Raw genomic sequence first — 13,772 nt, 5'->3', positions numbered from 1 at the left:
CGGCGCCCCGAAAGATCGCCCTGCCGGGCGCGAACGACGCTAGTGCGCGTCGTCCTCCTCATCCAGAAGCGTCTGGTAAGCGGCAGCATCCAATAGGTTGTCCCACTCCGCGCCGTCGGCAGGCTTAATGCGAAATAGCCAGCCGCTGCCGTAAGGATCGCTGTTAACCAGTTCCGGCGCGCCTTCCAGCTCGCCGTTGACCTCCAGCACTTCGCCGCTCAGCGGAGTGTAGACATCTGACGCGGCCTTGACCGACTCCGCCACGGCGCAGTCGTCCCCGGCGTTGAACTGACCGCCCACCTCGGGCAAGTCGATAAACACCATATCGCCCAGCAGCGCCTGCGCATGCTCGGTGATCCCGACACGATAGGTGCCGTCTTCGTCCGCCGCGACCCACTCATGGGACGAGGTATATTTTAATTCCGCAGGTACATTGCTCATTGCCACCTTCTCCTTTTAGACAAAACGGTTAAATCTCAATCAGGGCTTTTCCTGCACGGACAAAATTGGGTTTCGTTACTCGGACGGGGACTTCGCGCTGACGTATGCGCACCACCGCCTGTTCGCCGATACCCTCCGGGACGCGAGCCAGAGCGATGCTGACGCCTAAGGAGGGCGAGAACGATCCGCTGGTGATCACGCCTTCGCGAACCGCACCGCTGGCATCAGTGAAATGCACCGGCAGACCGTTGCGCAATACGCCTTTCTCGGTCATCACCAGCCCAACCAACCGATCGGTGCCTTTGGCACGCTGGCGCTCCAGCGCTTCGCGACCAATAAACTGACGATCTTCCGGCTCCCAGGCGATCGTCCAGCCCATGTTCGCCGCCAGGGGTGAAACGCTTTCATCCATATCCTGCCCGTACAAATTCATACCGGACTCCAGACGCAGCGTATCGCGCGCGCCAAGCCCCGCAGGCTTGACCCCTTCGGCCAGCAACTGTTGCCATAGGCCGACCGTCTGCGCTTTCGGCAGCGCGATTTCGTAGCCGGACTCGCCGGTATACCCGGTGGTGGCGATAAACCAGTCGCCGCTCTGCACGCCGAAAAACGGCTTCATCCCCGCCGTGTCTTCGCGCTGTTGCGGCGTCAGCAACCGCTGTACTTTTTCCTGGGCCAGCGGTCCCTGAATCGCGATGAGCGACAGATCGTCACGCTCCTGAATCTGCACCATGAACGGTTTGGCCTGCTCTTCGATCCACGCCAGATCTTTTTCTCGCGTGGCGGAATTCACAACCATCCGGAAAAAGTCTTCCTGTAGAAAGTAGACGATCAAATCATCTATCACGCCGGCAGAGGGGGTCAGCATGGCGGTGTAGAGCGCTTTACCGGACTGCGTCAGCCGGGCGACGTCGTTCGCCAGCAGATGGCGTAAAAACTCGCTAACGCGAGCGCCATGCAAATCAACGATAGTCATGTGCGATACATCGAACATTCCGGCGCTCTTGCGAACCACGTGATGTTCTTCGATCTGGGAGCCGTAGTGCAGCGGCATCATCCAGCCATGAAAATCCACCATTTTGGCGCCGTCGGCCACATGTTGTTCATACAGCGGGGTTTGCTTAGCCATCTTTTCCCTCTACGTTAACCGTGCTTGGTTACAGCGGATGCGTCCAACGCAAACGTTATCTCTGTCTTTGAACTTACCACCGATGTGGGTTCATCACCACACGCCTTACCATAAGTAAATCTATATAATATAGAGTAGGAAAAGCGTCATTATGTTATCGCCACACCCACTTTTTACGCTACTAAAAACAAAATAATCAGCATATACCAATGACTATATTCACATTTCGTCTTTAATATAATAAATATCGCCTGACACCCCCTATTTATTAAAAATCGACATACGACAAATGCATTAGATAATGTAATGCGAAAAAGTACGTAAAATTAGATTATTTCAGGCAAGGAGAAGACCGTTCAGAAAGGAGGTCCGCAGACCTTATAGACGAAAGCGACCAGGTTGCGATCCCCGTCACGCTAGGTTGCCATCCAGTAAGGGTTAGGCCGAGAGCAATGTTGAAGAAAGGGGTGAGATGCGAATGAGCAGGCAAAGAAAAAGGCGGCACACCGCCGGTCTGTCATGACCGTGATGTGCCGCCCGCATCGAACGCGTCTGGCTTAGATCAGATGCGCGATGTTGACGTTTTCCATCAGATAGTGGTTGTCGGAGTAATCCACCGGAATGGCGATCACCGCCGGTCCGTCGACATCCATTGCCTGATGCAGTTTTGGAATCAGTTCTTCAGCCGACTCAACCGCAAAGCCTTTCGCACCGAACGCTTCCGCATAGACTTTGAAATCAATCGGTCCGAACTTGACGCAAGATCCGCGGTTGTATTTCTTCTGTTCCTGAATCTCAACCATGTTGTAGGCGTTATCCACCCAGATGATATGCAGGACATTACAGTTCAGACGAACCGCCGTTTCCAGTTCCATGCTGGACTGCATGAAGCCGCCGTCGCCGGATACCGACAGCACTTTCTGGCTCGGATTCACCAACGCAGCCGCAATCGCCCACGGCAGCGCCACACCCATGGTCTGCTGACCGTTGGTCATCAGCACCTGACGTGCGCGGAAGCTGTAGAGGTAACGCGCCAGCCAGATATGGAAGCTCCCCATATCAACACACAGCGTGACGTCTTTATTGACCAGATCCTGCATCGCACGAACCAGACGCAGCGGATGGATAGCGAAGCCGTTCATGTTGATGGCATGCGTCGCCAGCTGATGACGCAATTCGCGACGTTCTTCCAAAATACCGATGGAATCGGAAGACAGGCGAATCGGCGAATTCAGCTGTTCATTAAGCATATCGATGGTGATGCAGATATCCCCAACCAGCTCCAGATCCGGACGGTAGTCGCATTCCAGTTCGGACGGCAGCACATCGATGTGTACCAGCGTCGCATTACCGGTGTTCCACAGGGCCGGCGCATATTCCACCGGACTGTAGCCGACGGTGATGATCAGGTCAGCCTGCTGAAGCAGTTTGTCGCCCGCCTGGTTATTGAACAGGCCGACACGACCAGCGAAATGGTCGAAGTGCTGCTGATCGATCACACCGGCCGCCTGATAGGTGCTGGTGACCGGCAGCTGGCTGCGGTGTAGCAGGCGACGCAGCGCATCCGCGTTTTTCGGCTGGCTGGCCATCAGGCCCAGCAGCAGAATCGGGTTTTTCGCTTTTTCGATCATCTGCGCAACGCGTTTAACGTCCGACAGAGGCGCACTGTTCAGCGTCGGCAGGTTTGTCGCGGCCAGCACAGGGCTTGTGACCGGATCGTTGACAATATCTTCCGGCAGGCTGATGAATGAAGCGCCCGGGCGACCGAACTCGGCGGCGCGGAAGGCGTTGGCCAGCACTTCAGAAATCGCCGAGGAAACAGGAATTTCCGCGCTGAATTTCGTGACCGGTTTGAACAGGCTAACGGTATCCAGGCTCTGGTGCGTCAGCTTCAGTCGGTCGGCGCGTTTCACCGCTCCACCCAGCGCAACAATCGGGTCGCCTTCCGAGGTCGCCGTCGCCAGACCTGTTACCAGGTTGGAACAGCCCGGACCGGAAGTCACCATGGTAACGCCCGCTTTCCCCGTTAGACGGCCGATCGCCGATGCCATGAACGCCCCGTTGGCTTCATGACGTACGGGGATGGTCTGGATCGTTGAGTCAACAAGAGAATCAAAAACGCGGTCAACTTTCGCGCCAGGAATACCGAAGACGTATTTGACCCCTTCCTGCTCCAGATGTTTAACGATCAGATCCGCACCGCAAGCCCAGTGCTGTTGACCATCCTTATTTTCCATAACATTTTTCCTATGCATTTTTGTGCTTTCTTTTCAGTACCTTGATGAACTTTAGCTTTCCACGGAGTGGATGACGCTATCGAGATCGTCAGGGGACAAGTTGGCTCGCAGAAAATCCTGATCCAGAGGCAGGTCGATGACTAATTTGGCAATGGTGCCAAATTGCAACACGCCGTTCTCCAGGCGGTAATCCAGGATATGTCCGCCGCCTTGTCGGCTATCAGTGATAAAATGCTCGTGATAGCCGGCGACATTGATCCCCTGAACATAAGCAGGGCTACGAAAACCGATAACGTTGCCCTTGCAGTTGTCGAAACGGAAAGTCGGTTGCTGGGCGATAGCTTCCAGCATCGGTTTATAAGGTCGTTCCTGGCGAGGTACCGTACGAGTTTCGACGTAGCTAAAGCAGCCATCGATTCGTAAAGCACAAAAAAGATTGTCTGTTGCAACAAAATCATCAATACGCTGATGAAGATCCTCACGACTGATCGCACGGTCAAACTGTATCTTTTCAGTCGGACGGAAGAAGGTCATTACGGCAAAAGGGGTTTTCTGATCGGGTTTGGCGGCGCGTGCGCTGCCATCGGAGCGCAGCTGGAAAATACGGCTTTCCATCGCCACCAACTCTCCGTCAAGATCGTTAAAGGTGCCTAATCCGAAATCACCATGTTCTAGCAGATCCGCCATGGTTGTACTGCCTTCGTACACGCCATTTATCAAGCCGCTCATCAATGAGGTTTGATAGATCTGACACTCTGGGTGGTGTTTTTGGTGCTGATGGACGAAGTTGGCAAGCTCTGCCATACAGGGGTCAACGCAGTTGGAATCTTTCATATCCCTTCTCTTCCGACGAGGTACGACATAAATTTAATTAATGTTTCCCTTGAATATTGCTCTCGTGAGATTCAAAGTTCCAATATAAAAACGTGACTATTTGGAGATCTAAAATATATGGAGTTACGTTATCTGCGCTATTTCGTCGCCGTCGCCTCAACGCGACACTTTACCCGCGCAGCTGAATCATTAGGGATATCGCAACCTCCGCTTAGTCAACAAATACAAAAGCTTGAACGTGAAATCGGGACGCCTTTGCTGAAGCGAATGACGCGCGGCGTGGAGATGACCGAAGCGGGAGAAGCCTTTTACCAGGACGCCAAGCAGATACTCGAACTGACCGACGCCGCGATGGATCGGGTGCGGTGTATCGCTCGCGGAGAGAGCGGCGCGATTAATGTGGGGTTTTCTTGCGCAGTCACCTTCCATCCATTAGTGCTGAAAATGCTGCGGCTTTACCGTCAGCGCTTCCCCAACGTGCAGATGCAGCCGCAGGAAGAGCACATCAATGAGATTCTGGAGAGCCTGCGTAACCGCAGCACGGACATCGCCTTCGTGCGCCTGCCCTGCGACATCGGCGACGAGTTCGACGGTGAAATTCTGGTAGAAGAGGATATGCGGCTGGTGTTGCCGGACAACCATCCGCTCAGCGATCAGCAGGAAGTGCATCTCAGCCAGATGGCGTCAGAGCCGCTGATTATTTTCCCGCGCGAACTCTGTCCCAGCCTGCACGACATGATCATTCGCGCCTGCTATCTGGCGGGCTATCAGCCTAAAATCAACCCGCTGGCGCCGCATATCACGGCGACGATCAGCATGGTCGCTTCCGGCTTCGGCATCACGTTCATTCCGGAGTCTCTGTCCTGCATTCAGGCTGGCAACGTGACCTATCACAAAATCGATACGCCCCATCTCAATACGCAGATTGCGGTTATCTGGCGCAAGCACGATACATCAGCCACCCTGCATAATATGGTGCAACTGCTGCACGAGCACGAACAGGAAAAGTAAGCTCGACCCGCCGCTGACACACTGCAAGCGAGACCACGGCGAGCCTGACATTCAGGCTCGCCCGTTTTTGCGCGTCAAACCGTCAGAAATCGTAGCCGACGGTCGCGATGACGGAACGCTCAGCGCCCCAGTAACAGGTTCTCAATTCATAGCAGGACGCGATGTACGTCCTGTCCGTCAGGTTGTTGACGTTGACCTGTGCGTAAGCCCCTTTGAGCGAAGGGTTCCAGCTCCCTAGGTCGACCCGGACAGAGGCGTCCAACAGCGTCACGGAAGGCAGTTGCAGCGTATTGGCATCATCGGCCCACTGCTTGCCGATGTGGCGGATGCCAACGCCAGATTGATGCCTGCGCCCGCGTCATACTGCGTCCACAGCGAGGCCATCTGCTTCGGCGCCAACACCGGCGTGTTGCCGTCGTTGCCCTCCACGGTCTCTTTATATTTCACCTTGCTGTAGGTGTAACCCGCGATGACGCTCAGCCGTTCGGTGATCGGCGTTCTGGCTTCCAGCTCCAGCCCCTGGGACTGCACCTTGCCGACCGGCTCGTAGTAGTTACCCACGATGTTGCGGGTAGCGACGTCGTTTTGCGTCAAATCGTACACCGCCGCGGTATATAACGCCTTGGTGCCACGCGGCTGGTATTTGATCCCGCCTTCAACCTGTTCGCTGCTCATCGGCTTGAGCGGGTTTCCCTGCGAGTCCGCGTACAGCGCGGGCGTGACCGCCTGACTGTAGCTGACATAAGGCGAAATACCGTTTTCAAAGGCATACAGCAGCGCGGCCCGCCCGCTGAAGCGTTCATCATCGCGTTGGCCGCGGCTATCCGTGGTCAGGTTTTTATTGTCGAATGTGATCGCGTCATAACGGCCAGACAGCGTCAGATACCAACGCCGCCACTGCATATCGTCCTGCACATAAACGCCGGTCTGCTTGTAGCGCCGCTGTGAGTCAAAACGATAAAAATCGGTGACTGCATCCCCGCCCGACTGGCCGGTAAATGGGTCCAGCAACGTAGCCGTACCCGATGCGTCCCACAGGTTGTTGGTGAAGTACTGGAAATCCACGCCGAAGAGGGTTTTGTGTTTGACGTCGCCGGTATCGAAATCCGCCGTCAGCTGATTATCGACGGCATACGCATCCAGCGAAGAGGACTCTGCGGTGTAATAACGCGACAGTTTGTCCGTCTCTACGCTGCTCCAGCCGTACTGATAAATTTGCTGAATATTGACGTTGGAGTGGACGTAACTGGCGTTTTGCCTGAACGCCCAGGTATCGTTGAACCGGTGAGAGAATTCATACCCATACATCTGCTGATTACGCTTGTAGTCATCCAGACTTTTCTCTCCGTCAAACAGGCCGCGCGCGAGTTTGGGCCCTGATAGGCGTAGACGCTGCCCGCCGCGGGCACGGAGCCGTGATAGCCCCCCGCCGGATCCTTCTGCAGATACGCTTTCAGCAACAACGTGGTGTCTTCATCCGGCTGCCACAGGAGAGAAGGCGCAATCGCATAGCGCTCCTCGCGCGGGCCGTCATACATGGTGTCGCTGCTGTGGGTCAGCCCCGTCACACGAAACGCCCAGTTGTCATTGATGCCCTGCGTGTAGTCGAACGCCGCGCCCCGATCGTTATGGGTGCCGGCGCTGAAGCGGAAGTGCCTTCCGGGATAAACTGCGGCCGTTTGGAGGTCATCATCACCAGACCGCCCGGCACGCTTTGTCCGTACAGAGAGGACGAAGGGCCTTTAATGACGTCAATACGCTCCAGGAACCAAGGGTCGATTTGCAGGCTGTTATGACTGCCGCTGTCGCTGAGCACGCGCAAGCCGTCAAGGAAGGTGTTGTTCACATCAGCGCCGTGGAATCCACGTAATGAAACCGTATCAAATCGCGTCGCCCCACCGGAAAAATTGGTGAAGACGCCCGGCGTATAGTTCAGCGCCTCATTCACCGTCATCACGTTCTGATCGCGCATTTGCTGGCGAGTCACCACGGAAACCGACTGGGGGGTCACCACCAACGGCTTATCGGTTTTAGTCGCGCCTTGTGACGTCGTAGCGGTATAGCCCGCGGTCGGGGATAGCGCGGACTCCTCGGGCTGAGCTGAAACTTCGATGACGTCTTCAGCCGCCAGCACGAAGGCAGGCGCTGTCAGCGCAACAAGCACGCTGTAATAACGTAATAAAGGAAGGGATGACATGCGATAGGTTCCTGAATAAGCGCCTGGACAGTGGGCTTCCCTTTTCAGTCACTGTGCGCATATCACGCAAAGCGCATCACATCAGGCGGAAACCTATCGTTCGGAAAGCGCAAAAAAACAGTTAAGAGTAATAATAATTATTACCATTATTATTTACACATTCAACCCGTAAAGTTTGCGGTTTTCACATAATTCTGTTTCTTTTTGAAGCGCAGTTACGCTTCACAATCCTCTGATGCCAGTGCAGGGATGAGGGAGTGAACGGCGGGTGGATAACCCTGCCCGGCACAAGTTGTATTCAGGAAGGTTTTCTATATGATAGTAATTATCATTATCGTCATGGTGAAAGACTATGTTGACCGCGTTGATTGCCGCCTGCGGGCTATGGGGAGTCACCTGGTACTTCGGTAAACCGCTTTCCAGCGCCTGGGGGATTCTGGTTCCCGTCACGCTGATGCCTTTGCTGCTGCTGCCCGGCATCGACCTGCACTCACTGAAATACATCGTCACCCTGGCGATGCTGGCGACGTTAGGGATGCTGTTTCATGAACGATTGCGCCACTATTTGCTGCTGCCGTCTTGCATTGCGCTGGTGGGCGGACTGACGACGTTATCCGTGACGCTGCGCGGCATTTAGCGATAAAACAATGAGGCAAATTGAAATAAGAAAAAGAGTCTTGGGGAGATAATCGTGAGGATAAAACCGGGGAATAATACGTGGTGCGAAGAGAGGGACTTGAACCCTCACGTCCGTTAAGACACTAACACCTGAAGCTAGCGCGTCTACCAATTCCGCCACCTTCGCACATGAGATTTTCTACGTATTAAGTACTGCGCGATCTGTATCACCAGCTTGGTGCGAAGAGAGGGACTTGAACCCTCACGTCCGTTAAGACACTAACACCTGAAGCTAGCGCGTCTACCAATTCCGCCACCTTCGCAGGTACTGTGCAATACAAATCAGTGTGGTGAGGTGGTGCGAAGAGAGGGACTTGAACCCTCACGCCCGTTAAGGCACTAACACCTGAAGCTAGCGCGTCTACCAATTCCGCCACCTTCGCAAACCAGGGACATAACGTCACGCAATGTCACCACGGGGGCGAATTCTAGAGATTTTACGGCCAAGGTCAATGATTATTTCCCCTCTGTGCGAGGGTTTGCTGCAAAAAGCGGCGGTCAATCAACCGGAGCAGGCGCGATACATGCCTGCAACCAGTCCACCACCACCTGAATCCGCGGGGCCAGAAAACGTCCGGCCGGGAACATGATGTAAAGCGGCATGGGCGGAGGCGGTAGGTCCGGCAGAATCTCGACCAGTTCTCCCCGTTCGATAAGGGGTCTGAGACTCCTGCGCGGCCCTTGAATAATCCCCAGGCCGGCCTGTGCGGCGGCGATATACGCATCTACCCGCTGACGTCCACCCATGTGGGCAAACTCTGCGTGAGCAACTGCCCTTCCTGAACAAACTCGAGGGGATAACGATGCAGATTACGCAAAGAAAAATAGCCCACCATCCGATGACCGGCCAGCTCGGCCAGCGAGGACGGAATGCCGTGCGCAGCACAGTAATCCACGGAGGCGCAGGAGAGCTGCGGCAGCGACGGCAGTTGACGGGCGGAGAGCGAATCATCCTCAAGCTGCCATGCCCGCACGACGCAATCCACGCCCTCGCGCTGGATATTAATCGCCGCGTCGTTGGCGCTCAGCACCAGCCGGATGCCCGGATACTGGCGATAAAACGCCGGAAGCGCAGGAATAACCAGTTCGCGGGCCATCGAGTGCGGCATATCAATGCGCACCTGCCCGCTAGGCTGCTTCCGCTGCTGGGTGAACAGGGCATCGCTTTCATCGAAAGCCGATAACAGCTGCGTGCAGCGTTGATAATAAAGCTGCCCTTCATCCGTAATGCGAACCTGACGCGTTGTCCGCTCCGCCAACCGGACGCCCAGCCGCAGCTCCAGTCGTTTAAGCGTCTGGCTTACCGTCGCTCGTGGAAGCCCCAGACTCTCGGCCGTGCGGCTGAAGTTTTCCGTTTCCACGATGCGGACGAACACGCGCATCGCCTGTATCTGATCCATGAGCAACGTCCACAGGATTGTTTGTTATTTACAAACAGTGTTGCACGAAATGCGTGATTTATCTCCATTTCGCAAACAACCACACTGGCATTCTTATTTTCTATCGAGGACATCAGCATGCAACAGAGAACATTAGGCCTACAGGGCCGCAAGTTTCCGCACTGGGACTGGGTTGTATGGGCATGAGCGATTTTTATTCCACCCATCAGGATGCCGACGAATCCCTTGCCACCCTGCACCGCTCGCTGGAATTGGGCATCACGCTGCTGGATACCGCCGACATGTACGGGCCCTATACCAATGAGCAACTAGTGGGAAAAGCGATTAAGGGCAAACGCGACCGCGTCTTTCTGGCGACCAAGTTCGGGATCGTGCGCGATGCCGTCAACTTGGACGAACGCGGGATCTGCGGCAAACCGGAGTATGTACGTCAGTCGGTGGAAGGCAGTCTGAAGCGACTTGGGGTGGAGACAATCGATCTTTACTATCAACACCGGGTCGATCCCACAGTGCCGATCGAAGACACCGTCGGCGCGATGGCCGACCTGGTGAAAGAGGGCAAGATTCGTTTCATCGGATTGAGCGAAGCTTCCGCCGCCACGCTGGAGCGTGCGCATCGCGTTCATCCCATCACCGCGCTGCAAAGCGAATATTCATTATGGACTCGGGATGTGGAAACGGACATTCTGCCGACCTGCCGCACGCTAGGCGTCGGTTTTGTTCCCTATAGCCCGTTGGGGCGCGGTTTCCTGACCGGCGCTATCCGTGATTTGAACACGCTGGCTGACGACGATTTTCGTCTCAAAAACCCGCGCTTTCATAGCGATAACTTCACCCGAAACCTGCGTCTGGTTGAACATGTGGAGACATTGGCGAAGGAAAAAGGCGTGACGCCCGCGCAGCTGGCGCTGGCCTGGGTGCTGGCGCAAGGGGAACATATCGTACCGATCCCCGGCACCAAACGACGCCGCTATCTGGAGGAGAACGTCGGCGCGTTGGATGTGACATTGACCGCCGCGGAACTGGCCGCCATCGACACCCTGTTTCCGCTACAGGCCGCCGCGGGCGAGCGCTATGGCGCAGAGGGCATGAACACCATTAATAACGACTGACTCTCTGCACGTGGAACCCCCGCGACTTTCCGCCGCAGGGGGAGCATGCCGATTTAAGTGCGCGATTTGGATTTGGCGCCGCGTCCCATAACCGATTGATACACCCGGAAACGGCCGTTCTGCGCCAGCACTTCGTGGCTGCCGAACGTTTCATCCAACAGCGCAGGATAAGGCAGGAAGGCGTTGGCGACGATACGCAACTTGCCGCCGATGTTCAGGTGCGCCGCCGCGCCGCGGATGAGCGCTTCCGCCGCATGCAGGCTGGTTTGCATCCCGTCGTGGAATGGCGGGTTGGAAATGATCATGTCGAAACGACCGGCGACATCCGAGTAGACGTTGCTGGCGATGACGGCGCCTTCCAGCTCGTTACGCGCCAGCGTCGCCCGGCTCGCTTCCAGCGCCGCCGCGTTCACATCACTTAACGTCAGACGGATTTTCGGCGCGCGCTGGGCAAACGCCACGGCCAAAACACCCGCGCCGCAGGCGATATCCAGCACTTTACCTTTCGAATGCGGTTCCAGCGTGCCAAGCAGCAGCTGGCTGCCGTTATCCAACCCATCGCGGCTAAACACGCCCGGCAACGTACATACCGGTACGCCGTCGACATCATATTCATGCCACCAGCGCGCCAGATCAAAGGCCGGCGTCTGTTCCAGACGGCCGTGGTACAAACCACAACGACGCGCACTGTCGATTTTGGTCAGCGCCGTCAGGTCCGCCAGCAGCGTTTCCGCGCTGCGTACGCCGCTGCGGTTCTCGCCCACCACGAAAATATCGCAGCCGACGGGCAACAACGACAGCAGGTTGGTCAGCTGGAACTGGGCTTCCTGCTTGCTTTTCGGCCAGTAATAAATCAGGGTGTCGCAGCCCGCTACCATGTCAGCATCGGCCAGCAGGGCGAAATGTGCCGCATCGCCCATTGTCCGGTTTAGCTGCTGCCAGTGGTGGTACTGCATCGTGTGCACGCGGACGTCTTCCGCCTCAAACTGGGCGGGCAAGGTATCTTGCAAATCACCGGCAAACAGCACGCGGCGGGTGGAAAAATCATCGCTGTGACGCAGTATCACTTCACTGGCGGGGGTAAATGCGGACATCAGGCTTCAAACTCCTCAATTAACTGAGCGACGATTATAGAGGTTTGTTGCCGCATGTTCGATGGGTTTGCTAGCATAGCGGCGCATACTCGCGCTCCGGACAAGGTAAGGCATGACATCACATCGGGACAGGCTGCTACAGCAATTGGGCATTACGCAGTGGACATTGCGCCGCCCCGCCGCGCTGAAGGGCGAAATCGCCATCAGCCTGCCGTCGACAGTGCGCCTGCTGATCGTCGCCGATCCGCTCCCTGCAATCGATGATCCGCTATTGCAGGATGTGCTCAGAAGTCTGCAATTGACCCCCGAACAGATCTACAGCCTGCTGCCGCAGCAGGTGGAAATGTTGCCGGACACCCGCGATTGCCCGGCCTGGTGGCTGGGCGCAACTCCCATGCAGCCGCCGCAAGGCGTGCAGCTTACCAGCCCGGCGTTGTCCGAGCTTGACCATAACCCGGACGCCAAGCGCGCGCTGTGGCGGCAAATTTGTCACTATGAACACGATCTCTACCCTGACCTCCGCCGATCTGACGACAGCCTTTCAGATTGAGCGCCTAAGCCACGCCTTTCCGTGGACGGAAAAAACCTTTCTCAGCAATCAAGGCGAACGCTACTTCAACGTCAAACTCAGCAACGACGCGCAGATGGTCGCCTTCGCGATCACGCAGATCGTGCTGGATGAAGCCACGTTGTTCAATATTGCGGTCCATCCCGAACATCAGCGTAAAGGTTACGGCCGGGCGCTCATGGAACATCTGATCGCCGAGCTGGAACAGCGCGGCATTCTGACGCTGTGGCTCGAAGTCCGCGCGTCAAATCAACAGGCTATCGCGTTGTATCAGTTTTTGGGTTTTAATGAGGTTTCCATCAGGCGGAATTACTATCCCACGACAGAAGGTCGCGAAGACGCCATCATTATGGCTTTGCCCCTGGGATAATCCCTGTCAGACACTTACTGGCGGGCGAGTAGCGAATGCTTCCAATCTTGGCATAAAAATTGAAATGGAAATTATTCTCAATTAGAATGCCGACCTCTTTTTTTATATTCAGGGACTGAAGGAACTCGATATTCATTATGTCTGCGGTTAACGTACCGACCACGCCTGATTTTTGTCAGCTCTACCAGCAGCACCACGGCTGGTTGCAGAGCTTGCTGCGTAAACGCCTGGGAAACCGGTGCGACGCATCCGATCTGGCGCAGGACGTTTTTCTACAGTTACTGATGAAACCTCGCGAGTTCGACAGCCACCACGGCACCCGCGCTTATCTCAGCGTTATGGCGCAGGGAATGTGCGTCGATCTTTGGCGACGCAAGGCGCTGGAACAGGCCTGGCTGGAGTCGCTACAACACCATGCGGCGGATGCCTCCCTGTCGGCCGAACAGAGCTCCATCGTGCTGGAAACGTTGTTTCAAGTGGACGGCATGCTGCGACATCTCCCGGAAAAAACGCGCTCGGCGTTTGTGATGTCGCAAATTCAGGGGATGACCTATGCGCAGATCGCTTCGGTGCTCAACGTGTCTGAACGTATGGTGAAAAAGTATATGACGCAGGCCATGCTGCACTGCATTCTTCTCGAAACAGAATCCGACGCCGAACCGCCGACCCGGTCCCGCTAATTCAATCAGGTCGATACCCTT

General features: G+C 55.8%; 10 protein-coding genes, 3 tRNA genes and 3 pseudogenes. 6 read left to right on the top strand and 10 right to left on the bottom strand.

Annotation, left to right across the window (positions count from 1 at the left end; translation table 11 throughout):
* Nucleotides 1-39 precede the first annotated feature (39 nt).
* From gcvH to budA, 4 genes are all read right to left on the bottom strand, one after another.
* Nucleotides 40-441 (bottom strand): glycine cleavage system protein GcvH, encoded by a 402-nt coding sequence (gene gcvH, locus AU509_RS10295; RefSeq protein WP_094118270.1) that lies wholly within the window; start codon nt 439-441, stop codon nt 40-42.
* 28 nt (nt 442-469) lie between these two features.
* Nucleotides 470-1,570, bottom strand: coding sequence for a glycine cleavage system aminomethyltransferase GcvT (gene gcvT, locus AU509_RS10290; protein WP_094118269.1), 1,101 nt, complete (start codon nt 1,568-1,570; stop codon nt 470-472).
* A gap of 557 nt (nt 1,571-2,127) precedes the next feature.
* On the bottom strand, nt 2,128-3,807 hold the full coding sequence (gene alsS, locus AU509_RS10285; protein WP_085652703.1) for an acetolactate synthase AlsS: 1,680 nt from the start codon (nt 3,805-3,807) through the stop codon (nt 2,128-2,130).
* A gap of 51 nt (nt 3,808-3,858) precedes the next feature.
* Nucleotides 3,859-4,611, bottom strand: coding sequence for an acetolactate decarboxylase (gene budA, locus AU509_RS10280; protein ID WP_409359760.1), 753 nt, complete (start codon nt 4,609-4,611; stop codon nt 3,859-3,861).
* Nucleotides 4,612-4,758: 147 nt separating this feature from the next.
* Between budA and AU509_RS10275 the strand changes: the two genes are divergently transcribed.
* Complete coding sequence (locus tag AU509_RS10275; protein ID WP_085652705.1) at nt 4,759-5,652, top strand: LysR family transcriptional regulator; 894 nt, start codon at nt 4,759-4,761, stop codon at nt 5,650-5,652.
* An 82-nt stretch (nt 5,653-5,734) separates the two neighbouring features.
* On the opposite strand, the pseudogene AU509_RS10270 reads toward AU509_RS10275, so the two are convergent.
* Nucleotides 5,735-7,849 (bottom strand): annotated as a pseudogene (locus AU509_RS10270) (TonB-dependent siderophore receptor).
* A 352-nt stretch (nt 7,850-8,201) separates the two neighbouring features.
* Between AU509_RS10270 and AU509_RS10265 the strand changes: the two are divergent.
* Complete coding sequence (locus AU509_RS10265) at nt 8,202-8,486, top strand: DUF1435 domain-containing protein (RefSeq protein WP_094118268.1); 285 nt, start codon at nt 8,202-8,204, stop codon at nt 8,484-8,486.
* Between the two features lie 81 nt (nt 8,487-8,567).
* Here AU509_RS10265 and AU509_RS10260 read toward each other — a convergent pair.
* From AU509_RS10260 to AU509_RS10245, 4 genes and pseudogenes are all read right to left on the bottom strand, one after another.
* A tRNA-Leu gene (locus AU509_RS10260) sits at nt 8,568-8,654 on the bottom strand.
* 49 nt (nt 8,655-8,703) lie between these two features.
* Nucleotides 8,704-8,790 (bottom strand) — tRNA-Leu (locus tag AU509_RS10255).
* Between the two features lie 33 nt (nt 8,791-8,823).
* Nucleotides 8,824-8,910 (bottom strand) — tRNA-Leu (locus AU509_RS10250).
* 115 nt (nt 8,911-9,025) lie between these two features.
* Nucleotides 9,026-9,927: pseudogene (locus AU509_RS10245) on the bottom strand (LysR family transcriptional regulator).
* Nucleotides 9,928-10,044: 117 nt separating this feature from the next.
* Here AU509_RS10245 and AU509_RS10240 point away from each other — a divergent pair.
* Nucleotides 10,045-11,039 (top strand): annotated as a pseudogene (locus AU509_RS10240) (aldo/keto reductase).
* Nucleotides 11,040-11,092: 53 nt separating this feature from the next.
* Here AU509_RS10240 and rsmC read toward each other — a convergent pair.
* A complete protein-coding gene (gene rsmC, locus AU509_RS10235) occupies nt 11,093-12,133 on the bottom strand; it encodes a 16S rRNA (guanine(1207)-N(2))-methyltransferase RsmC (protein ID WP_085651627.1) in 1,041 nt (346 codons plus the stop codon).
* Between the two features lie 112 nt (nt 12,134-12,245).
* Between rsmC and AU509_RS10230 the strand changes: the two genes are divergently transcribed.
* The 3 genes from AU509_RS10230 to AU509_RS10220 all read left to right on the top strand — a co-directional run bounded on the left by AU509_RS10230 (nt 12,246) and on the right by AU509_RS10220 (nt 13,751).
* Entirely contained in the window at nt 12,246-12,683 is a 438-nt protein-coding gene (locus tag AU509_RS10230; RefSeq protein ID WP_085651626.1) for a DNA polymerase III subunit psi, read from the top strand.
* A complete protein-coding gene (rimI, locus tag AU509_RS10225; protein WP_094118266.1) occupies nt 12,628-13,071 on the top strand; it encodes a ribosomal protein S18-alanine N-acetyltransferase in 444 nt (147 codons plus the stop codon). Before AU509_RS10230 ends, rimI begins: the two co-directional genes overlap by 56 nt.
* 137 nt (nt 13,072-13,208) lie before the next feature.
* Nucleotides 13,209-13,751: a sigma-70 family RNA polymerase sigma factor gene (locus tag AU509_RS10220; RefSeq protein ID WP_094118265.1), complete on the top strand. Its 543-nt coding sequence runs from the start codon at nt 13,209-13,211 to the stop codon at nt 13,749-13,751.
* Nucleotides 13,752-13,772 lie beyond the last annotated feature (21 nt).

The organism is Lonsdalea britannica (assembly GCF_002111595.1).
Taxonomy (GTDB): Bacteria; Pseudomonadota; Gammaproteobacteria; order Enterobacterales; family Enterobacteriaceae; genus Lonsdalea; species Lonsdalea britannica.
This window is presented reverse-complemented; position numbering and strand designations above follow the sequence as displayed.